The sequence below is a fragment of the Streptomyces sp. NPDC057694 genome (genome assembly GCF_042799415.1).
In the GTDB taxonomy this organism is placed as follows: domain Bacteria; phylum Actinomycetota; class Actinomycetes; order Streptomycetales; family Streptomycetaceae; genus Streptomyces.
This window is the reverse complement of the sequence record NZ_JBHVIX010000005.1, coordinates 168999-190616: the sequence shown is the minus strand read 5'-3', so window position 1 is coordinate 190616 and position 21618 is coordinate 168999. Positions and strand designations below refer to the sequence as shown.

General features: G+C 72.3%; 13 protein-coding genes. 7 read left to right on the top strand and 6 right to left on the bottom strand.

Annotated features, from left to right (window positions below; all coding sequences use genetic code 11):
• Positions 1-10 precede the first annotated feature (10 nt).
• From ACFVDP_RS15150 to ACFVDP_RS15125, 6 genes are all read right to left on the bottom strand, one after another.
• Positions 11-202, bottom strand: a complete 192-nt coding sequence (locus ACFVDP_RS15150) for a hypothetical protein (RefSeq protein ID WP_383488979.1) — start codon at positions 200-202, stop codon at positions 11-13.
• A gap of 147 nt (positions 203-349) precedes the next feature.
• On the bottom strand, positions 350-1444 hold the full coding sequence (locus tag ACFVDP_RS15145) for a caspase family protein (protein WP_383488976.1): 1095 nt from the start codon (positions 1442-1444) through the stop codon (positions 350-352).
• On the bottom strand, positions 1441-2583 hold the full coding sequence (locus ACFVDP_RS15140; protein WP_383488973.1) for a hypothetical protein: 1143 nt from the start codon (positions 2581-2583) through the stop codon (positions 1441-1443). The genes ACFVDP_RS15145 and ACFVDP_RS15140 overlap by 4 nt, the downstream gene beginning before the upstream one ends.
• Before the next feature lie 146 nt (positions 2584-2729).
• The gene (gene fxsT, locus ACFVDP_RS15135; protein WP_383488971.1) at positions 2730-7100 is read right to left on the bottom strand and encodes an FxSxx-COOH system tetratricopeptide repeat protein; all 4371 of its coding nucleotides are present in this window, start codon (positions 7098-7100) and stop codon (positions 2730-2732) included.
• Complete coding sequence (locus ACFVDP_RS15130; RefSeq protein ID WP_383488968.1) at positions 7100-8125, bottom strand: AAA family ATPase; 1026 nt, start codon at positions 8123-8125, stop codon at positions 7100-7102. Before ACFVDP_RS15130 ends, fxsT begins: the two co-directional genes overlap by 1 nt.
• Positions 8122-9570, bottom strand: coding sequence for a hypothetical protein (locus ACFVDP_RS15125; RefSeq protein WP_383488965.1), 1449 nt, complete (start codon positions 9568-9570; stop codon positions 8122-8124). The genes ACFVDP_RS15130 and ACFVDP_RS15125 overlap by 4 nt, the downstream gene beginning before the upstream one ends.
• 244 nt (positions 9571-9814) lie before the next feature.
• On the opposite strand from ACFVDP_RS15125, the gene ACFVDP_RS15120 reads away from it, so the two are divergent.
• The 7 genes from ACFVDP_RS15120 (at position 9815) to ACFVDP_RS15090 (ending at position 21499) form a co-directional block, all read left to right on the top strand.
• Positions 9815-10543, top strand: a complete 729-nt coding sequence (locus tag ACFVDP_RS15120; protein ID WP_383488962.1) for a DUF1275 family protein — start codon at positions 9815-9817, stop codon at positions 10541-10543.
• Positions 10544-10827: 284 nt separating this feature from the next.
• Complete coding sequence (locus ACFVDP_RS15115; protein ID WP_383488959.1) at positions 10828-11043, top strand: type A2 lantipeptide; 216 nt, start codon at positions 10828-10830, stop codon at positions 11041-11043.
• A gap of 141 nt (positions 11044-11184) precedes the next feature.
• Positions 11185-11985 (top strand): HlyD family efflux transporter periplasmic adaptor subunit, encoded by an 801-nt coding sequence (locus ACFVDP_RS15110; RefSeq protein ID WP_383488956.1) that lies wholly within the window; start codon positions 11185-11187, stop codon positions 11983-11985.
• The gene (locus ACFVDP_RS15105; RefSeq protein WP_383488953.1) at positions 11982-14207 is read left to right on the top strand and encodes an NHLP family bacteriocin export ABC transporter peptidase/permease/ATPase subunit; all 2226 of its coding nucleotides are present in this window, start codon (positions 11982-11984) and stop codon (positions 14205-14207) included. Before ACFVDP_RS15110 ends, ACFVDP_RS15105 begins: the two co-directional genes overlap by 4 nt.
• A gap of 1 nt (position 14208) precedes the next feature.
• The gene (locus tag ACFVDP_RS15100; protein ID WP_383488950.1) at positions 14209-17025 is read left to right on the top strand and encodes an NHLP bacteriocin export ABC transporter permease/ATPase subunit; all 2817 of its coding nucleotides are present in this window, start codon (positions 14209-14211) and stop codon (positions 17023-17025) included.
• 357 nt (positions 17026-17382) lie between these two features.
• Complete coding sequence (locus tag ACFVDP_RS15095) at positions 17383-20265, top strand: peroxidase family protein (protein WP_383488946.1); 2883 nt, start codon at positions 17383-17385, stop codon at positions 20263-20265.
• Positions 20266-20365: 100 nt separating this feature from the next.
• Complete coding sequence (locus tag ACFVDP_RS15090) at positions 20366-21499, top strand: serine hydrolase domain-containing protein (protein WP_383488943.1); 1134 nt, start codon at positions 20366-20368, stop codon at positions 21497-21499.
• Positions 21500-21618 lie beyond the last annotated feature (119 nt).

Sequence of the window (21618 nt, the reverse complement as noted above, 5' to 3'; positions counted from 1 at the left end):
CCACCCTTTTCTACTCGGCCCGGCCGGGATTGCTGCCGCCCGAGATCGCGCCCGGGCGGGGGCGACGGGTCTCGTCGAGGAGTCTGCGGCTGGGCCCGATGCCGGGATACCGGCGCAGCTCAGCCAGGCCGACCTCGGCGAGATCCGCCAGGTCCGACTCCACATGGTCCGCCGGACGGTCGGCGCGCACCGGCTCTTTCAAGGTGTTCTCCCCCTTCACCCACGACGGCACTCAATGCCGCCTTGGTCCTGTACCCATCATGACGAAGCTTGCCCGGTCCCGGAACCCGTAGGCCCCGTGGAAGATCGGGAACCGTCTGTTGGCCGATTCCCGTCGGGTCAGCCGGGTTCAGCTGTCGATCAACTCCGTTATGGATGCGGCGAGTTCGGTGGCCCGTTCGGGATCGTCGTCGAGGGAGGTCACCGCCTCGTACAGGGTCCACAGGGCGTCGGCCCGGCGGCCGTGGGCACTCACGATGGCGACCAGGTCGGGGCGAGGTGCCGGGTTGCGGCGCATCCGGGCGGTCAGCCGCGGATCGAGCAGCAGCACCAGGGTCTGCCGCTCGTCGGAGCTGTGGGTGAACGGGTAGTCGAGCAGCGCGTCGGCGACGCGGCCGAGTGCGCTGAGGGCCCCGGGGCCCTGCCGTCGCGCGGCCGGTGGGCCCAACGTCCGCTCCTGGCCTGGTCGTTTGATGATCAGGGTGGGCAGTTGGCCGGATCGGCCGGGCGCCCAGATCTCCTGCTCCACCCGGGTCAGTACGGCGGCGAAGAGCCGCTCCGGGTCGAGGGCGACACCGGTGCCGGCCCGGTCGAGTTCGTCCTGGACGAGGCGGGAGAAGACGCCGCTGCGCAGCACCGGATCGTTGGCGGCGCGCTCGCCGCGGGAGGCTGCCAGCAGCAGCGCCTGTTCGTGGACGGTGGTGCGTGCGCCCGCGCCCAGCTTCTCGGTGTCCAGCGTGCGCGGGAAGCCGTGCCGTTCGTCGAAGGTCTGACAGGCGTCGACGATCCAGCTCTGCCGCTCGAATCCGGTGACGGCGTCACTGGCCAGAAGGCGGCAGGCGGAGTCCAGGTCGAGGTTGCGTCGCCCCTGCGCGGTGGCGTCGGCGTAGTAGAGGCGGATCCGCTCGTCCTGGTCGAGGACGCCGTGACCGCCCCACCACACCCAGAGGAAGTCGCCTTCCAGGGAGGGTATTTCGTCGGTGAGGGTGTGGTGGAGTGCGGCCTGGTCGGCGGGCCGGTGCGCCATCGCGGGCCGGTGCCCTTCGGCGGGGGCGAGGTGCAGCAGGATGTTGGCCTCGGGCACCCCGCGCTCGCGCAGCCAGCCGTGGAACCGGACGGCGTCGTCGGCGGGCCCGGGCAGCCGCCAGCTCTCCCCGGCCGCGTACTCCTCGATGCCGACGACGAGCGCGGTGACCCGGCGCGGATCGATCTCGGGGTACGTCACGGCAGGCGGGCCGCGATGGCCCGGTAGACGGCGGGGTCGTCCCAGTAGGCACTGTGCGCTACGGGGAAGGGCTGACGGCTGTCGGTGGCGACGTCGGTGACCCGGCCGGGGAAGAGGTGGGCGCCGATGTAGCCCAGCAGATCCCGGCGGTCGTACAGGTTCAGCCAGTCGGGCACGTGCGGGGGCAGGGACTGGGGGTGGGTGAGGGAGGGCAGGGCGCCCGTCTCGTACAGGAGCGGTCCCTGCGAGCCGACCGTGACGAGGAGCGCGACGGAGGGCTGCGGGTCCAGGATCAGGGTGTCGAGGGCGATGATCCCGCCGAGGCTGTGCCCGAGCAGTACCACCGGCGCTTCTTGACGGCCTATCAGCTCTCGCAGCCCGTGGCGGGCGTCCGCGCCGCGGGCGAGATAGCGCAGGATGTCGCCCGCAGCCGGATGGACGGCTTCGGTGAGGGCGCGGCGGCGACGCACCGCCGTACGTGAACCGGCCCTCAGCAGCGGCCCCTTGGCGACGCGCAGCAGCAGGCCGCGTCCGGTGCCCTCGGGGGTGGCACCCAGTGCTTCCGCGATCCGGCCGACGGCCGCGTCCCGGACGTCGCCGGTGCACAGGACGGGCGCGTCGGCGTCCAGGGCGGCGCCGATGACGGCGGCGGCGACCGCGCGGGCGAGCAGCCGCGCCAGCTGGTCCGGATCGAGGGCGGCTGCCGCGGGAGCCAGCAGCGGGGAGCGGGCGAGTTCGGCGGCACGCGCAGGGAGGTCGCCGCCCAACTCCGGTGCGATGTCACCGAGTCGGCGGAGCAGGCGACGGGGACGCTCGTCGGGGAACTCCGCTCCGGGCGCCGTCACGGCGGTGCCCGCACCGGCCGCGGCGAGGGCGAGTTCGACCTCGGGATCCGCGTACAGCAGCGCCCAGGGATCCGTGTCGTCCACGTCGTCGAGGCCGCGGCTCATGCCGCCCGGCGGCTCCGGAATGCTGGCGCCCCGGGCGGCGAGTACGGCGCCGTGCGCCTCGCCCCAGTAGTAGGGGACGACGCGGGCGTGCGGCGCCGTCGCGCCGAGCCCCTCGATCACCCGGGCGTGCAGTGCGCTGAAGCGGGGCTCTCTGACCCCCGTACCGTGAATGAAGACGACCGTGGTCACAAGCCCAGCCCCCGTGCCGGTCCGATGAACTGCTTCCTGCATCGCGCAGGGTCATCTTAAGTGCAGGCAAGGGCAGTTGGGGCTGATGCGCGGCGCGGGAACAGGTCCGCACCACACATCACGCCGGGCTTTCGGTCAGTGCGGGATCACAGCGGCATCGGGGCGATGTCGCACTCGATGCGCTGGTGCAGCTGGGCCGCCGTGCGCCAGGGGTGGTCGGCGCCGAGGACCCGGGTGAAGCCCTCGACCGCCTGCGCGTTCAGCCGGTCGGCCACGGCGGATTCGCCGAGGCCGCGCAGGTCGAGCGCCAGGTGGGCGGTGCAGGTCAGGGTCACCGGGTGATCGGGGCCCAGGACGTCGTCGAGCAGCGGCAGCACGGCCTCGTCCACCGCACGGGCCGCCGCGAAGTCGAGGCGCGCGTAGTGGTCGTTGGCCCGGCTGATGCGGGCGGTGAGCGTGTTCGGGTGCCGCTCGCCCAGGGTGGCGGTGAACCGCTCGACGGCCTCGACGTCGCAGCGCTCCGCGCCGCCGACGTCGCCGATCGCGCGCAGCGTGGCCGCCAGGTTGACCAGCGCGCTCACCGTGGCGGAGTGGTTCTCGCCCAGCGCGTTGCGGTAGCGGAGCACGACCTTCTCGCCCAGGTCGCGCGACTGTGCCAGCTCGCCGGTGATGCGGCGGTCCACCACCACGTTCATGGCGGCGGCCAGGGTGTCCGTGTACTCGGTGCCGTAGCGCTCGGTGAACCGGACGAAGGTGTCCTCGATGAGTTCCCGCGCCTCGGCGGTGGCGCCGACCCGACGGCGGCAGACGGCGAGTTCCCGCGCGGCCATGATCGTGGAGGCGTTGTCGACACCGAAGTTGCCGAGGTACGCCTCGTACGTGGACTCCATGAGGAGGTGGGCGGAGCGGTAGTCGCCGGTCTCGCGGAGGTCGACGGCGAGGCCGCCCAGCGAGTTGAGGGTGAAGCCGTTCGTGGGTCCGTAGAGCACGTCGAACTGTCGGGCGGTCTCCTCGTCGAGCGAGCGGGCCTCGGCGAACGCGCCGCACCAGCGCAGCGACACTCCGAAACTGTGCGCGGCCTGCAGAGTGACCGGATCGTCCGGGCCGAACAGCCGGCGGGCCATGGACAGCGCCTCGTCGTCCAGTGCGCGGGCGGCCTGGAACTCGCCCTGATAGCGCTGCGAGAACGCCATCTGCGACATGGAGTTGACGAGCTCCTCGTCCGGCACCTCTCCGGTCCTGGACTGGTCGAGAGCCTTCTCGCTGAGCCGCAGCGCCTCGTCGCGGCTGCCGAACTTGCCCAGCATGAACGCCAGGATCTTGGCCATCCGGATGACCATGATGTCGTCGTCGCCGGACTGCGCCTGCCAGATCGTCCAGGCCTGGCGGGCCATGTTCATCGCGGTGTCGTGCGCGCCCCAGTAGTAGAGGAAGAACACGACGTCGTAGACGAGGTCGCGCACCCAGGGGTCGGAGCTGCGCACCGCCCCCGACGCCTGCACGTGCGGCAGCAGCGCCTGGTAGGCGGGCCACAGTTCCGGGGAGGCGCCCTCGCCGGGCTTCGCGGTGGCCAGGAGCTGGTGGACGGCGCGCCGCAGTTGCGCCTCGGCGGTCTTGTCCAGTCCGGTCGCCAGCACGCTCTGCATCAGACGGTGCATCTGGAGGGTGCCGCGTTTGTGGTCGAGGCGGATCAGCGAGAACTTGCTGAGCTCGCGGGTGGCCCTGGCCAGCAGGACCGGGTCGCGCAGCACCGGGTCGAGTTCGGGGCTGACCTCCACGTTCCGCCCGCCGCGCAGCAGGCTGAGCGGGATCGGTTCCGGCGCCATCAGCGCGCAGACCTCGAGGAGTTGGCGGGCCGCTGGGTGTTCCTGCGCCAGCCGGTCGAGGGAGAGGTTCCAGGCCGCGGCGACCGGCACCGGGTAGTCCGGGTTCGGGTCGAGGTCGAGGATCTCGACGCGGCGCTGGGCGAGGAGTTCGAGGTGTTCGGTCACGGGCATGCCGGTGGCGGCGTGCCAGGCTCCGGCCTGCTCGATCGCGAGCGGCAGATCGCCGAGGGCGCCGGCGAGCAGGTCGGCGTCGGCGGTCGCGAGGTCGGGTGCGCGCCGCTGGAGCAGGGCGATGGACTCCTCGCGCTCGAAGACGTCGACGCTGAGCGGGGTGGCGACGCGCTCCCAGTCGCGGTTGCGGGACGTGACGATGATCTTGCCGGGGCCGCCGCTCGGGAAGTAGGCACGGACCGCGTCGATGTCCTCGGCGTTGTCGAACACCAGCAGCCAGTTGTCGTACGGCTTTCCGGAGCGCAGCGCCTCCTGCACGGCGGGCACCGCGGTGTTGGCCTGCGGTCCGGTGTCGAGACCGAGGAAGGAGGCCAGCTCGGCGAGGGAGGCGAGGATCAGCGACTCACGCTCGGACGGCACCCACCAGATCACGTTGTACTCGGGACTGTGCCGGTACACGTACTCGATGGCGATCTGCGATTTGCCGACCCCGCCCATGCCGTGCAGGGCGTGCGGCAGGACGGCGGCGGTCTCCTTCTGCCGCAACTGCTCGTCGACGGCTTCCAGCAGGATCTCGCGTCCTGTGAAGTTGGGGTTCTTGGGCGGGACGTTCCCCATGATCTTCGGCTGACCGCTGCGGACGAAGCGGTGTTCGGGAGCCTTGAGGTCCATGGTTGAGTCAGCCTTCCCAGCTTCGGTGTGTTCGGTTGTCTCGGTTCCGGCCGGTGACGCCAAGGGGACTCCTGGTTCGCTGGTGATCTCCGCCACCAGCCCTTCCCCGTCGAGCCCGTCACCAGACCCGTCACCATCTCTGATCACTCCCGTACGACCCCCGTTCGAGAGGGATGCGCCCCCGGAGAGCCCCGCGACGATCCGGGCCGCGCGCCGGGCGTGCGGCCCGGACAGGGCGCGCAGGACCGCGAGTTCGATCCGCAGCCAGGGGCGGCCGGGGGTGGTGGTGTCGGGCAGCGGGGTGTCCTCCGGGTTGCGCACGGCGGCCCGCAGCGGGGCCGTGGCGCCACGGCCCCTGCGCAGTTCGGCGAGGACGTCGATGATGCGCGCCAGCTGGGTCCGGGTGCCCGTGGCGAGCAGTGCCTCGCGCACCCCGTCGGCGAACTCGGGGCCGCTCCCCTCCCCCTCGTGTCCGTGTTCCCAGTCGATGAGCCCGCCCATCATGACCTCGGCGACATGGTCGGGGCCCGCCTCGGGGACGGCGCGCTCGCGCAACTCCTCGATGAGGTCGAAGTCCAGCGGGATCACGGCGAGCAGCAGTGCCAGGTGGCGGGCCAGCGGGCTGGCGAGGCCGGCGAAGCGGGCCACGGCGGCGGCCGCCGCGCGGGGTCCGTCGATCCTGGGGGTGCGCAGACCGGGCGCCGGGGCGCCCTTGGCGAGCGCGCCCGCGGGCAGCATCGGCAGGGCGCGGTGCACGCCCGGCTCGCCGGTGACGAGGTCGGCCCAGGCGGTGAACGAGGCCGGGTGGGTGCTGAGCACGGGCACCGGGACCGTGCCGTCGTCGGGTTCGGGGAGCGGGCGCAGCGGGTCGGCGACGTCGTGCGGCGGACGGCAGTCCAGGGCCGTGTTGGCCGCGCCGAAACCGGCGGCGCCGAACTGCGCGCGGAACGGGTACAGCGAGGAGCGGTGACGCAGGTACGGAGGTAACAGATGGACCAGCGCCGTGGGACCGCCGCGGGCCAGCGCCGTGAGCAGGCCGTCGGCGCCCGGTGCGGCCCAGCCCGCGCCGAGTCCGTCGGTGACGACGAGGAACAGCCGCTTGCCGCTGCCGTCGAGGAGTTCGCGCGGGTCGCCCGCCCGTCCGTCGGCGGTGCACACGACGGCGGGCCCCTCGGCGGGGACCCGGATCCGCACGGTGCGTACGTCGCGGAAGGCGCCGCTGCGGGCCGCCTCGTCGGCGATCCGGCGGACGGTGCCGCGCCAGGCCCGCATGGTGAGCGTGTCGTCGACGAGCAGCACGACGTCCAGGGCGCGCTGGTACGCGGGCAGCAGATACGGCATCCACAGCCCGTCGCTCAGCCCGTGCTGCGCGGTGGCGTCCTCGTCCAGCGGGCCCGGTGCGTTCGTGGGCACGCGGCGGCCCAGGGCGCGCAGCACCCGCGCCAGACGCAGCGGGTGGGCCGGCGGTGACGCGGGGGCGGGTGGCAGCTGGAAGACGGGCTCGCCGCCGGTCTCTGTCGAGGTCAGGTCGGGTCCGGGGGTCTGGAACGCGTACGCGTACGGGATCGCCGTGCTGCCGCCCGCCGGTCCGCTGTCAGGGGGCAGGCCGGAGCCGGGAACGCCGGCGGTGTCCGGGGCCACAGGTGGCTCCGCCGAGTCATCCGGATGATCGCCTTCCGGCCGCCGCGAAGAGCCGGGCGCGCGCCGTCCTGAAGCGAGCCACGCGGCCGCGAGCCAGGTGGCTTCCGCGAGGTCGCGCCAGTCCGGCCCGTCCTCCGAGGAGCCGGTCGGCGCGCCGCTTCCGCCGCCGCTCGGGTCGGGGGCGCGCTCCCTGGGCAAGCCGGTCATCAGCGGCCTTTCGCGAGGTCGCGCAGCAGCATCTCGACGAGCTTACGCCCGTCGGCGTCGGCCTGAAAACCACCCGTTGTGACCAGCAGGACCGCGTTGAGTAGTTGGTCCACCGAGTGCGTTCCGCCGTCCTGCACCCGTCGTTGGAAGTCGTCCACCAGCTCCCCGACGACGTCCTCGCTGCCGCTCAAATGGCTCGCCACGATCGACAGCAGCCGCTCCCGCGAGGGCAGTCGCAGCTCCAGCGGCAGGCAGCGGCGCCGGAACGCGAGCGGGAACTCGCGCTCGCCGTTGCTGGTGATCACCACGACGGGGAACGCGCGGCACTCGACCAGTCCGCGCTCGACGGTCGTGCGGGCGCCCGGGTCGTCGGTGAAGACGCTGATCTCGTCCTCGGGACTCCGCTTCAGCTCGGGTATGTCGTAGGAGCCGTCCTCCAGGACGTGCAGCAGGTCGTTCGGCAGGTCGATGTCGCTCTTGTCCAGCTCGTCGATGAGCAGCACGCGCGGCTGCTCGTACGGGAGCAGGGCGGTGCCGAGGGGGCCCAGAGTGACGAAGTCGCCCATCCGCGGCGCCTGTTCACCGGCGTCCGGGTCGGCCCCGGCGCGCCAGGCGGCGATGGCCTGTGCGCGGCCTATGGCGTCATAGGCGTACAGCCCCTCTTTGAGCGCGGTGCGCGAGACGATGCCCCACTGCAGGACGCGGCCGAGGCCCAGTTCGCGGGCGATGAGATAGGCGAGCGAGGACTTGCCGACGCCGGGCGGTCCGGTGACCAGGAGGGGGCGGCGCAACAGCAGCGCCGCGTTCACGATGTCGATGTCCTCCTGGCGCAGATGGACCAGGTCCTGGTCGTCGCCGAGCCGCCGCCGGGTGGCCCGCGAGTCGTCGCAGTCGGGCAGCGGTTGCGCCGGGCCGCCCGCGAACGTCCGCCAGGGCGGTGCTGCGGGCAGGCTGGGCCCGGTACCCACCGGGGCACTGCCCACGCCGTGGAACACACGCCACGCGGTGCCGTGCTGCTCGGTCATGCCGGCATCTCCTCACAGTCGACGAGGCGGTTCGGGTCGTCCCACAGGAACGCGATATATCTGCCCACCAGAAGCCGGCCCACTTCTTCCGTCTCGGCCCGGACTCTCAACTGGTGGACTTTGAAGGGAAGTTGACCGGGACTGTGGCCGAGCAGGAGCTGGAGCAGTTCGACCGACTGGGGCATGTCGGGGCGCCGGTCCCAGACGACGAGCCCCACGCCCTCGGTGAGCGCCACCTTCAGCGCCTCCAGGCCTCGCCCGCGCTCCGCGGGGTGCTGCAGGATGACGCCGGTCGCCCGGGGGTTGTCGCGGAGCCTTTCCTTCCATGACGTGAGGGGATCCGCCACCCCGTCCCAGCGGTACGTCTCCGCGGCCGGGGCCTCCTGGAAGGTGCGCCAGCGCTTGCGCCACAGCTCCCGCTGCCTGGCGTCCCGGGCGCGCATCCGGTCGAGGCTGCGCAGATGGATGTAGTAGCGCAGGTCGAGCGGGAGCGGTTCGAGGGCGTCCGCCGCGACCTTCAGGCGTGCCACGTCGTGGTTGAGCAGGGCGTGGGGCAGGACGAACTCCACATGGACGGGGCTGTCGTCGGTCCCCCCGGCCCACTGCGCCTCCCCGTGCCGCACCGCGCGCAGCACGGCCGGGCCCAGCCCGTCGAGCGTGGTCTCCTCGGGCGCGAAGGCGCGCGGCTGCCAGAACCCGGCCGCCGCGTTCACCCAGTGGCGTACATAGATCCGGTCGGTGCGGTCGTACGCCGGGTCGACCATGACGACCAGGGCGCGCGGCACCGTGCCGTCGGGCTCCGCGTGGCACGCGATGTGGGCGCGACGCTCGCGCAGCGCGTCGGCGAGACCCGCGACCTTGGCCCACTCGTCGGACCAGGCCCGCAGAGCGACGGCCTGGGACGAGCCGAGGGCGGCGACCACCTCGACGAGGACCAGGGCGGGCGGCAGTCCGTCCGACTGCGCGTTCTGCTCGACCAAGTGGACGAACAGGCCGAGGGCGCTCTCCCCGTCCGGCAGAGCGATCCGCAGTTCACCGGCGAGGACGCTGTAGAGGACGGGCTGGGGGACGGATCCGTGCAGCAGCAGATCCCAGGCCTTGCGCTGCATGTCGGCGTCGAACACCCCGGGCAGTTCCAGGACCGGGCGGCTCTCCACGGCATACACCTCGCGGCGCACCTGCCGGTCGAGCCGGTCGGCCGTCTCGCGTCCTTCCAGGACCGCGACCGCCTCGGTCAGCGCCCCGTACCCTCGTCCGCCACTGTGCCGCAGGACCTGTCTGACGAACTCGGCGATCTCCCCCCGCACCGGCATCCCCCGCTCCAGCCACTGCATCCCGATGCCTTCGCAGACCAGTGTGGTGTACACGGATCGCTGCGGAGCCTCGCGCACGCATTGCAGTGCGCACAGCCCATCGGTGAGGGCCGAGACCAAGCGTAAGAACACGCCGCCCGGCTCCTGTGGCGTGCTCATGTTCACCGACCAACCCCCGTAAGCCGGTCCCGCCCTGGGAACTGCCGGTGAAGCTACCACGCCAACTCTCGTGCTACCAGGGCCGATTACAGGTTCGGCCGAGTTCCTCGGGTCACCGGAGACGCATGGCGCGCATGCTGTCGCCGGGCGTCACGAACGTCGTACTCCACCCACGCCGTTCCGCGTGGCCGGGCATGGTGGCACCTACCGTCGGGGCATGAACAAACGCGCCCAAATCACTCTCCTCCTGCTGACCGGGGCCTCCGGCGCCGTGGACGCACTCGCCTTCACAGCACTGGGCAGCGTGTTCGCCGGGGTGATGACCGGGAACCTCGTCCTGCTCGGGATCTCCGCGGGGCGCGGGGACGGGGCGGAGGTGACCGGGCCGCTGGTCGCCCTCGGGGGCTACGTCGTCGGGGCCGCCTGCGCCGCGCTCGCATGCCGGGGCTCGCGTCGGCGGGCCGCGGGGCAGTTGTGGCCGGGGGCCGTCGTCGCCTGCCTCGCGGCGCAGTGCGTCCTGCTCGCCGCCGTGGCCGTCGCGGCCGGGGTGCTCGGCGGGCGGCCCGGCGAGGGCTGGCGGATCGCGCTGCTCGCGGGCGGCGCCGTGGCGATGGGCGGGCAGTCCGCGGCCATGGTCGCCGCCGGCGCCGGGGGCGCGCCCACCACCTACTTCACCGGCACGCTCACCACGCTGGTGACCGGCGCGGTGGACGGGACCGGGCGCGGCGCCGGGCAACTGTGGACGGCCGCGCGCCTGGTGGCGGTGGTCGGCGGGGCCGCCTGCGCCGTCGCCGTGCACACGGCCGCGCCGCCCTGGGGGTTCGTTCCGCCCGTCGTGCTCACGGCGTGCGCGGTGGCGTGCCAGAAACCTGCACACCGATTGCGCAGAGCAGTCACGCAAGGCGCCGGATATTCAATGCACGGTGCACACGATGAAACCCATTGATGCGCGGGTGTCCCCTTTGGTGAATGCGCGAACCGGACGTGCGCAATTCACTCCATGAAGAATGTGGAGACGTTGCCACCGGCCTGTGAACGGGCCTGCACGTCTTGGCAATTGACCTCGCACATCCGCTCTGACCGGCGATCTTCCGATTGGCTGTGCGACGCGTCAACGTGCTTTGATCCTCCGCATCGCGGAACGGCGACGGATTCGGCGCCACCGGATCACGGCACCTTCCGCGTTTTGCGAAATACCCTCTGACACCAATGCGAAGGGCGGCTCTCCTCATGAGCAACACCCCCAAGGTCGAGACCCTCGAGATTTCCGACGCCGAGCTGGACAACGTCTCCGGCGGTCTCGTCGGCGGCCTCGTCGGCCAGGTCACCGGCACCGTCGACGGCATCGTCCCGGTCTCCGGCACCATCGCCGGTGTCACCAACACGGTCGAGGGCCTCACCGGCCTGAACACCGGTGCTGTCACGGGTCTGGTCGCCGGCCTCTGAGCCGATCCACCGGATCATCGCGCCGCCCACCTGACGGGCCGCGCGCCCAAGGCCTCGGGACCCCGTGTCCCGGGGCCTTCGGGCACGTCCGGGCGACGATGTCGCTCGCCCGGACCTGAAGCCGAGTAAGGGAAGACCCGCGTGCAGTTCCGCCAACAGGCCCTGTCCAAACTGCAGTCACCCGACAGCCTCGAACTCCCGGTGCGGCTCGCCCGGCCGCAGGGGCTGCTCGCGCTCGCCGTCACCGTCGTCGTGATGGCGGCGGCGTCCGTGTGGGCGGTGACCGGGTCGGTGTCGTCGACGCTCAGGGCGAGCGGCATCCTCACCTACGGGCAGGGCAGCTACGTGCTCCAGACGCCGGTCACGGGACAGGTCACCGGCGTGTACGTGAAGGAGGGGCAGCGGGTCGCCGCGGACACCGTCCTGTTCAAGATACGTACGGAGCAGGGGAACCGGGCCGTCCGCGCCATCGACGCCGGGCGCGTGACCGCGCTGGTCGCGCGGATCGGGTCCGTGGTGCGCACCGGGGCCGACGTGGCGACCGTGGAGAAGACCGGCTCCGCCCGCGATCCGCTCGTGGCCATGGTCTACGTGCCCGCCACCGGCGCGGCGAACATCCCGGCCGGGGCGTCCGTCGACCTGACCGTGCCCGCCGCGCAGAGTTACGGGGTGCTGCGCGGCACCGTGAAGGCCGTCGGCCGTGCTCCGCAGACGCGTCGGCAGGTCGCGGACTTCCTCGGCGACAGCGAGCTGGCGGGGCAGTTCACGAAGGGCGGCACCCGGGTGCCGGTCCTCGTCCAGCTCACCAAGTCGGCCTCCACCAGGTCGGGTTACGCCTGGTCGACCGAGGACGGGCCGCCCTACGCACTCACCTCCATGACCCTCACCTCCGGCGCCGTGCATCTCGCCACGCAGCGCCCGATCGACTGGCTGCTGCCGTGACGACGACCTCGCTCCCGCCCGCCGGACACGGCCGCCGCCGCGCCCGCCCCGCTCCCCCGCCGCGCAAGCGACGCCGCACGGTGCGCACCCCGACCGTCCTTCAGATGGAGGCCGTCGAGTGCGGCGCCGCCGCCCTGGCGATGGTGCTCGCGCACCATCGCCGGCACGTCCCGCTGGAGGAGTTGCGCATCGCGTGCGGCGTCTCGCGGGACGGCTCCCGCGCCAGCAACCTCCTGAAAGCGGCCCGCAGTTACGGGATGACCGCCAAGGGCATGCAGATGGAGCCCGCCGCGCTGGCCGAGGTGCAGGGTCCGGCGATCCTGTTCTGGGAGTTCAACCATTACGTCGTGTACGAGGGCGTGACGCGACGGTTCGGCCGGCGCGGAGTGTCCATCAACGACCCCGACAAGGGGCGCCGGTTCGTACCGATGGAGGACTTCGACTCCAGCTTCACCGGTGTCGTGCTCGTCCTGGAGCCGGGTGAGGGGTTCACGGCCGGCGGGCGGCGGCCTGGTGTGCTGAAGGCGCTGCCCGGGCGGCTGCGCGGCACGACGGGCACGATGCTCGCCGCGCTGCTCGCGAGCCTGCTGCTGGTGGCGGTGGGCGCGGCGGTGCCCGCGCTCAGCAAGACGTACATCGATCTCTTCCTGATCGGTGATCAGACGTCTTTGCTGGGCGCGCTGTTCGCGTCGATGGGCGCCATGGTGGCGCTGACGGCCGCGCTGACCTGGCTGCAACAGGCGAACCTGCTGCGCGGCCGCATCATCTCCTCCACCTTGAGCAGCGCGCGGTTCTTCGGGCATCTGCTCCGGCTGCCCGTGACGTTCTTCGCGCAGCGCAGCCCGGCCGACCTGGTGCAGCGGCTCCAGTCGAACGACGCGGTCGCCGAGACGCTGGCCCGCGATCTGACGGCGGCCGGTGTCGACGGCATCGTGGTGCTGCTGTACGCGGCGCTGCTGTGGACGTACGACCCGCAGCTGACGATGGTCGGCGTCGGGATCGCGCTGCTGAACGTGGTGGCGATGCGGATCGTGGTGCGGCTGCGGGCGACGGGCACGCAGAAGCTGCGGGCGGACTCGGCGCGGCTCACCAACACCTCGTACACCGGCTTGCAGTTGATCGAGACGATGAAGGCCACCGGCGGTGAGGACGGCTACTTCCGCAAGTGGGCCGGACAGCACGCGACCACCCTTGAGGAGCAGCAGCGGCTCGGGGTGCCGAGCGCCTGGCTGGGGATCGTCGCGCCGACGCTCGCGACGCTCAACAGCGCGCTGATCCTGTGGATCGGCGGGCTGCGGGCGATCGAGGGGCATCTGTCGGTGGGCCTGCTCGTCGCCTTCCAGGCGCTGGTCACCCGGTTCACCGCGCCGATCACCCGGCTGAACGGGGTCGCGGGCCGCATCCAGGACTTCGCCGCGGACGTGGCACGCCTCAAGGACGTGGAGAACTTCCCCGTCGACACGCTGTACGCGCGCCCCGAGCAGGTGCGCAGCACGCGGCGGCTGCGCGGGCAGGTGGAGCTGGACGGCATCACGTTCGGCTACAGCCCGCTCGACAAGCCGCTGCTCACCGGGTTCTCGCTGACCGTCGGGCCCGGCCAGCAGGTCGCGCTCGTCGGCGGTTCGGGCAGCGGCAAGTCGACGGTGTCCCGGCTGATCTCGGGCCTGTACGCGCCGTGGGAGGGCGTCATCCGGATCGACGACCGGCGGCTGGACGACATCCCGCGCGGCGCGCTCGCCGCGTCCGTGTCCTTCGTCGACCAGGACGTCTTCCTTTTCGAGGGGACGGTCCGGGACAACGTGGCGCTGTGGGATCCGTCGATCACCGACGAGGCCGTCATGGAGGCGCTGCGCGACGCGTGCCTGTACGACGTGGTGGCGCGGCGGCCCGGCGGGATCCACGGCCGGGTCGAGCAGGACGGCCGCAACTTCTCCGGCGGGCAGCGCCAGCGTCTGGAGATCGCGCGGGCGCTGGTGCGCCGCCCCAGCATCCTCGTCCTCGACGAGGTGACGAGCGCCCTCGACGCCGAGACCGAACAGATGGTGATGGACAACATCCGGCGGCGCGGCTGTGCCTGCGTCGTCATCGCCCACCGGCTGTCCACCGTCCGCGACAGCGACGAGATCGTGGTCCTCGACCACGGGCAGATCGTCGAGCGCGGCCGCCACGAGCAGTTGGTGGCGGCGGGCGGACCCTATGCCGAGCTGGTCAGGGAGCACTGAAGTGACGTACACGGAACCGGAGTTCACGACGTCCGACCAGGTCGTCGCCGCGTTCGGCGGGCTCGGCGCGCCGGTCGACTGCACGGGTCTGCGCAGTCTGCCGCTGGAGGGTCCGCAGGTGCTGTGGCTCGTCGCGGGCGGGGCGCTCGACCTGTTCGCGGTGGACGTCCTGGCGCAGGGCCACTGGCACTTCCTGGGCCGCCTGGAGCCGGGCACCCTGCTGCTCGGCCCGGTCGAGGGCACCCAGCACACCCTGGTGGGACGCCCGCTCGCGGGCTGCGCGGTGCGCCGCGTGCCGCTGCGGGAGCTCCCCTACAGCGCTGACGCCTCGCAGGGGTCGTACGACATGGCGTGGAGCCTGCTGGAGGAGGCGTTCGCGCTCGGGGTGGGGCGTGGGCAGCGGGTCCTGTTCGAAGCACCGCTCGACGGGAGGGACGGCCGCGCCGCCGAGGACTCCGTCACCGACGACGACGTGCTGTGGCCGCAGCTCTCCCCCGGCAGTGTGCAGTACGGATCGGCGTACGCGGCCGACGCCGCCGCCGATCTGCTGGTGGACGGCGGTCTGTGGCAGCGCATGGTGAACCAGCAGTACCGGCTCCTGTCGACGCTCGACCGCTGGATCGAGCGGATGGAGAGCGCCCACGAGGACCGGGCCGCCGCCGGGATCAGGGCGGGCGAGGCCGTCCGTGAGCAGGCCGACCGCACCCTGCTCGCCTCCATCGGCAAGCAGCGGCGCCGGGCTCGCGGCTCGGAGGCCGGGGTCGACGCGACGTACGCGGCGTGCAAGGTGGTGGCCCGTGCGGCGGGCATCACGCTCGTCGACCCGGGGCGCGGCGGCGCGGTCAGCGACCGGATCGACCCGGTCGAGCAGATCGCGCTGGCGTCCCGGATCAGGACCCGTCCGGTGCGGCTGACCGGTGACTGGTGGCGGCAGGACTCGGGCCCCCTGGTGGGTTTCCGGGCCGCGTCCGGGGCGCCCGTCGCGCTGCTGTGGCGGCGGGGCGGCTACGAGGCGGTGCACCCGGCGGGCGAGCGCCGCACCCGGATCGACGAGGACAACGCGGAGGACTTCGACGAGCGGGCCACGCTGCTCTACCGGCCGCTGCCCGAAGGGGAGTTGAGCCCGTGGCGGCTGGCCCGGTTCAGCATGCGCGCGATGGGCGGCGACGTGCGCCGGCTGCTGCTCGCGGGCCTGGTGACGGTCGCCCTCGGCGCGCTCGTGCCGCTCGCGACGGGCCAGGTCCTCGGCACCTACGTCCCGAACGCGCAGACCGACCTCGTCACCCAGGTCTCCCTCGCGGTCGTGGTCGCCGGCATCGTGTCGGCGGCGTTCACGCTGGTGCAGAACCTGACGGTGCTCCGGGTCGAGGGCCGGGTGGAGAGCGTCCTCCAGCCGGCCGTCTGGGACCGCCTGCTGAGACTGCCGACGCGGTTCTTCGCGTCGCGCTCCACGGGTGAGCTGGCGAGTGCGGCGATGGGCATCAGCGCGATCCGGCGACTCCTTTCGGGGGTGGGCCCGGTGGTGGTGCAGGCGTCGACGATCGGCGCGATGAACCTCGTCCTGCTCCTGGTCTTCAGCGTGCCGCTCGCACTGGCCGCGCTCGCCATGCTGGCCGTGGTCGCGGGGCTCTTCCTCACCCTCGGCCTGTGGGAACTGCGCTGGCAGCGCCGTCTGGTGAAGCTCGGCAACCGTCTCAACAACCAGGCCTTCCAGACGCTGCGCGGGCTGCCGAAGCTGCGGGTGGCGGGCGCGGAGAGCTTCGCGTACGCGGCGTGGGCCGAGCAGTTCGCGCGCAGCCGGGAGCTGCAACGGCGCGCGGGCCGCATCAAGAACGTGACGACGGTGCTCAACTCCGTCTATCTGCCGCTGTGTTCGCTGGTGATGTTCATGCTGCTCGCGGGCCCCGCGCGCGGTTCGCTGTCGGCGGCGGCGTTCCTCACCTTCAACACGTCGGTGACGATGCTGCTGACGTCGGTGACCCAGCTGACCGGCGCGCTCATCTCGGCGGCGGCCGTGCTGCCGATGTACGAGCAGATCAAGCCGGTGCTCGACGCGGAGCCCGAGGTGCGCGAGGCGGCGGGCCGGCCGGGCGAGCTGACCGGGGCCCTGGAGGCGCGCGGCCTCTCCTTCCGGTACACCGACGACGGCCCGCTGGTCCTCGACGACGTGTCGCTGTCGGTGCGGCCGGGCGAGTTCGTGGCGGTGGTCGGCGAGAGCGGCTGCGGCAAGTCGACGCTGCTGCGCCTGCTGATCGGCTTCGACGCGCCCACGCACGGCAGCGTCCTGTACGACGGCCAGGACCTGACCGCGCTCGACCAGTCGGCGGTGCGGCGCCAGTGCGGGGTCGTGCTGCAGAACGCGCAGCCGCTGACCGGCTCGATCCTCGACTGCATCTGCGGCGCCGAGTCGTTCACGCAGGAGGAGGCGTGGGAGGCGGCGGCGATGGCGGGGCTCGCCGAGGACATCAAGCGGATGCCGATGGGGCTGCACACGCTGATCGCGGGCAGCGGGGCGGTCTCCGGCGGGCAGCGCCAGCGCCTGATGATCGCGCAGGCGCTGATCCGGCGCCCGCGCATCCTCTTCTTCGACGAGGCGACGAGCGCGCTGGACAACGAGACGCAGCGCACCGTGATCGACAGCACCCGGAAGCTGAACGCGACCCGCATCGTCATCGCGCACCGGCTGTCGACCGTGCTGGACGCGGACCGGGTGGTCGTGATGTCCGAGGGCCGTGTCGTGCAGCAGGGCGCGCCGCAGGAACTGTTGCGGGACGCGGGCGGGCGCCTGCACGAGCTGGTGCGGCGGCAGTTGGCGTGAGCCGGTCCACGATCCACCCGTGACGATTGTCGGGGCCGGGGATCAGGGACGGCGCCGACCGGCCATCGGCGGCGCCGTCGGGTGAGGCGGGTGTGGGCCGGGCGGCGCGGGGTGGGCCGTATCGGTCCCGGCCATCGGACGGCCACCCGGGCAGCCGCTCCTGACGAGCCCGAATCCCCGTACGGAAGCAGGAGTTCGCCTCGTCGGCCGACGCCGCGACATGGCGGGAACGGACGCTGCGGGGCGCGAGACGGCGCCGATAGCGTCGCTGACCCCTCCCCGTGCGCGTACAGGCACGTACAGACACCACGCGCAGGACCTCCGGACGTCCGCACCACACGACAGGGACGGCAACCGATGGCCGACACCGAACGGTACGCACAGTACGAGCGGTACGAGGGCGGCAGCCCCGAGGCCGAGCGCCTCGTCTTCCAGCGCCTCGCCCGCGAGATCATGCGGATCCAGGTCGCGAACCGCCGGGCGAGCGGCGCGCCGGGCTTCGAGCGCGCCTTCCATGCGAAAGCGGCACTCGGCGTGGAGAACGCCCGCCTGCGGTTCAACGACGATCTTCCGGCCGCGCTCAGCAGCGGCTTCGCCCGCCCCGGCGCCGACTATCCGGCGACGGTGCGGCTCTCCAACGCGAGCGGCATGCGCGGCCCGGACGGCGCTCCCGATCTGCGCGGTGTCGCCGTACGCGTCCAGGTCACCGGCGAGGAGAGCCACGACCTGCTGGCGACGAACTTCCCCGTGTCGCACGCCCGTGACGCCCGCGAGTTCGTGGCGTTCGCCAAGGCGATGGCCGGGGCGGACACCCCGCTGCGCAAGGCGTACGGGCTGTTCGTGAAGCTGCCGCTCGCCGTGGGTCTGGGGACGGCGGCCCGCATGCGGCGCAATGTGCAGGCGGCGACCCGGCGCACCGTCAACAGCCTTGCCCGGGAGACGTACTGGAGCCGTGGCGCGATCCTGTGGAGCGAGGCGGGGCCCGTCCGCTATCTGCTGCGCCCCTCCGTCGGCGGCGCCACCGAACCGCGCCCCGACCGCAAGGACCCGGACTTCCTGCACAAGGAACTCGCGCGGCGGCTGGCCCGCGACGACGTCTCCTTCGACCTGTGCGTGCAGCGTTACGTCGATGAGCGCAGGACCCCGGTCGAGGACGGGTCGGTGGAGTGGAAGGAGGCCGTCGCGCCGCCCGTCCCGGTGGCGCGGCTGACGATTCCGCGGCAGGACATCACGACGGCCGAGGCGCGGTCGGCGGCCCGGCGGATCGAGGAGCTGGCCTTCAACCCCTGGTTCACCACGGAGGAGTTCCGGCCGCTCGGCAATCTGAACCGGGCCCGCAAGGCCGCCTACGAGGCGAGCGCGGCGCAGCGCGGCGGCACCCGCTTCACGACCGAGGAGCCGCTGCGCAACCAGGTCCTCGACGTGCCCGTCGGGCTCGCCTTCCGGATCCTGAACCGGGTGGTGCCGTGGCACAAACTCCCGCTGGACGCGAGCCTGTTGAACCTGGTGTTCCTGCGCAAGGCGCTGCGCCGGTTCAACCTCATCGACACCGACGCTCCGCAGGCTCCGCCGAGGGCGCGGCCGGTACCGGCGCCGGTCGACGAGCGGCTGCGGACGGCACGCTCGTACGACGGCACGTACAACGATCTCTCGGCGCCGGCGATGGGCGCGGTCGGCGCGGCGTTCGGCCGCAATCTGAAGCCCGTGTACCGGCCCGATCTCTTCGACACCCCGAACCCGGTGACGGTCAGCCGTCAGCTCCTCGCGCGGGACAGCTTCGTCCCGGCGACGGGCCTCAACATCATCGCCGCGGCCTGGATCCAGTTCCAGGTGCACGACTGGGTGAACCACCGGCGGTACAAGGAGGGCGGCCGGACGGTCGAGGTTCCACTGCCGCCGGGCGGCGGCACCTGGGTGAACCAGCCGAACGGGCCGCAGGAGAACGTGATGCGGTTCGCCGAGAACGAGGGCATCGAGCTGCCCGGCGACCAGCCGCCGGTCCTCTTCGGAAACACGGCCTCGCACTGGTGGGACGGCTCCGAGGTGTACGGCGGCGACGAGCACACGGCACGCTCGCTGCGCGAACCCGACGGCGGAGCGCGGCTGTTGCTCGAAGGCGGGCACATCCCGATCGACCGCACCGGCATCCCGCTCGCCGGGTTCAAGGACAACTGGTGGATGGGGCTCAGCGCGATGCACACGCTGTTCGCGCGCGAGCACAACACGGTGTGCGACGCGCTGCGCGCCGAGTATCCGTCGATGAACGAGGAGCGGATCTACCACACGGCGCGGCTCGTCGTGTCCGCGCTCATCGCGAAGATCCACACGGTGGAGTGGACGCCGGCGATGCTCGCGACGAAAACGATCGACGTCGGTCTGCACACGAACTGGCAGGGCCCGCCCCGCACCTGGATCAACCAGCTCGGCCTGTGGCTGCTCGAATCGCACGCGCTGACCGGCATCCCGAAGACGTTGCCGGACCACCACGGAGCGCCGTACGCGCTCACCGAGGACTTCGTCACGGTCTACCGGATGCATCCGCTGATCCCCGACGACTACGAACTGCGCGAGTACCACTTCGGGCAGCGCCTGGAGACCCTCGATTTCTCCGACATCCAGGGAGCGGCGGCCGAGAGCCAGATCCGCAAGACGGGCCTGGCGAACACGCTGTACTCGTTCGGCATCGCGCATCCGGGCGCGATCACGCTCCACAACTACCCGGAATCGCTACGGCACTTCCACCGCGAGGGCGAGATCATCGACCTGTCGGTGGTCGACCTCGTGCGCACCCGGCGCCGCGGGGTGCCCCGCTACAACGACTTCCGCGCGGGGCTGCACAAGGAGCGCATCCGCCGCTTCGAGGACCTGACGCGGGAGCCGGAGACGCTGGCCCGCCTCAAGGACGTGTACCGCGACGTCGACGAGATCGACACGGTCGTCGGCCTCTTCGCGGAGAACCCGCCGACCGGGTTCGGCTTCTCCGACACCGCCTTCCGGGTCTTCCTCCTGATGGCGACGCGCCGCCTGCAGAGCGACCGCTTCCTCACCGTGGACTACCGCCCGGAGATCTATACGCCGCTCGGCATCGACTGGGTGGAGAAGGGCGGCATGAAGTCGGTCGTACTGCGACACTGCCCGGAGCTGGCGGGACTGCTGCCGCGGGAGGCGAGCGCGTTCGCCCCCTGGCGGCCGGTGCCGCCGGTCGAGAACGGGGCGGCGCACGACGACACCCGCTCCTGAAGGGAGCCCGACCGATGAGTTGAGGGCGGTTTCGGAGTCACCCTGGTAGTACGTACGCGTCCGACGTACGAACGTACGAATCCGAGAAGGGTGACCGACGATGACCGACACCAGTGGGCTGGCCGGCGTACTCGCACCGCATGTCACGAAGGGTCCGGTGCCGGGCGCCGTGGGCCTGGTGGCCAGGGGGGACGAGGTCGAGGTGGCGGTCGTCGGCCACGCCGACGCCGAGGGCACGACTCCGCTCGCGCGGGACTCGATCTTCCGGATCGCCTCGATCACCAAGCCGCTCGTGGCGGCCGCCGTCCTGACCCTGATCGAGGACGGGCGGCTCGCACTGGACTCGCCGGTCGCCCACTGGCTCCCGGAGCTGGCAGCGCCGACCGTGGTCCGCGACCCCGCGGGCCCGGTCGACGACGTCGTCCCGGCGGCCCGCCCGATCACGGTCGAGGACCTGCTGACGTTCCGCGCGGGATGGGGCTTCTCCTCGGACTTCTCGCTGCCCGCGATGCAGTTCCTCTTCCCGCTCATGGACCCCCACCACCCGATGCGGATGCCCGAGCCGGACACCTGGCTCGCGGCGCTCGCCCGGGTCCCGCTGCTGCACCAGCCCGGCACGGCCTGGCTCTACAACACGTGCTCGGACATCCAGGGCGTCCTGATCGCGCGGGTCACCGGCACCTCCCTGCCCGACTACCTGGCCGAGCGGATCTTCACGCCCCTCGGGATGAAGGACACCGGCTTCGAGGTGCCGGCCGCCGAGCGCGCCCGCTTCACCAGCCAGTACGTCCCCACGCCCGACGGCGGCCGCGAACCGGTCGACACACCGGACGGCCAGTGGAGCGGCCTGCCCGCGTTCCCCTCCGGCGCGGGCGGGCTCGTCTCCACGGCCGACGACTGGTGGGCGTTCGCGCGGATGCTCCTCGCCGGCGGCGGTCCGGTGCTCTCCGCCGAGTCGGTGCGCCTGATGACGACGAACCATCTGACGGACGGGCAGCGCGCGGCGAGCGAGCTGTTCACCGAGGGCCAGGGCTGGGGCTACGGCGGCTCCGTGGACGTGGAGCCGCGCGAGAAGTGGCAGGTCCCGGGGCGCTACGGCTGGGTGGGCGGCACCGGCACCGCCGCGCATCTGACCCCGTCGACCGGGGCGGTGACGATCCTGCTGACCCAGCTGGCGATGAGCGGGCCGACGCCGCCGCAGATCATGCGGGACTTCTGGGCGTACGCCGCATAGGCCTTGTCGGCCTTGTCGGCCTTGTCGGGCAGGTCGGGTCGGGGGCGCCGCGAACGGCAGGGCGGCGTGGACACAAGTACGGGGTGAGACCGCCGAGCGGCGGTCGCCAGGGAGGTTCC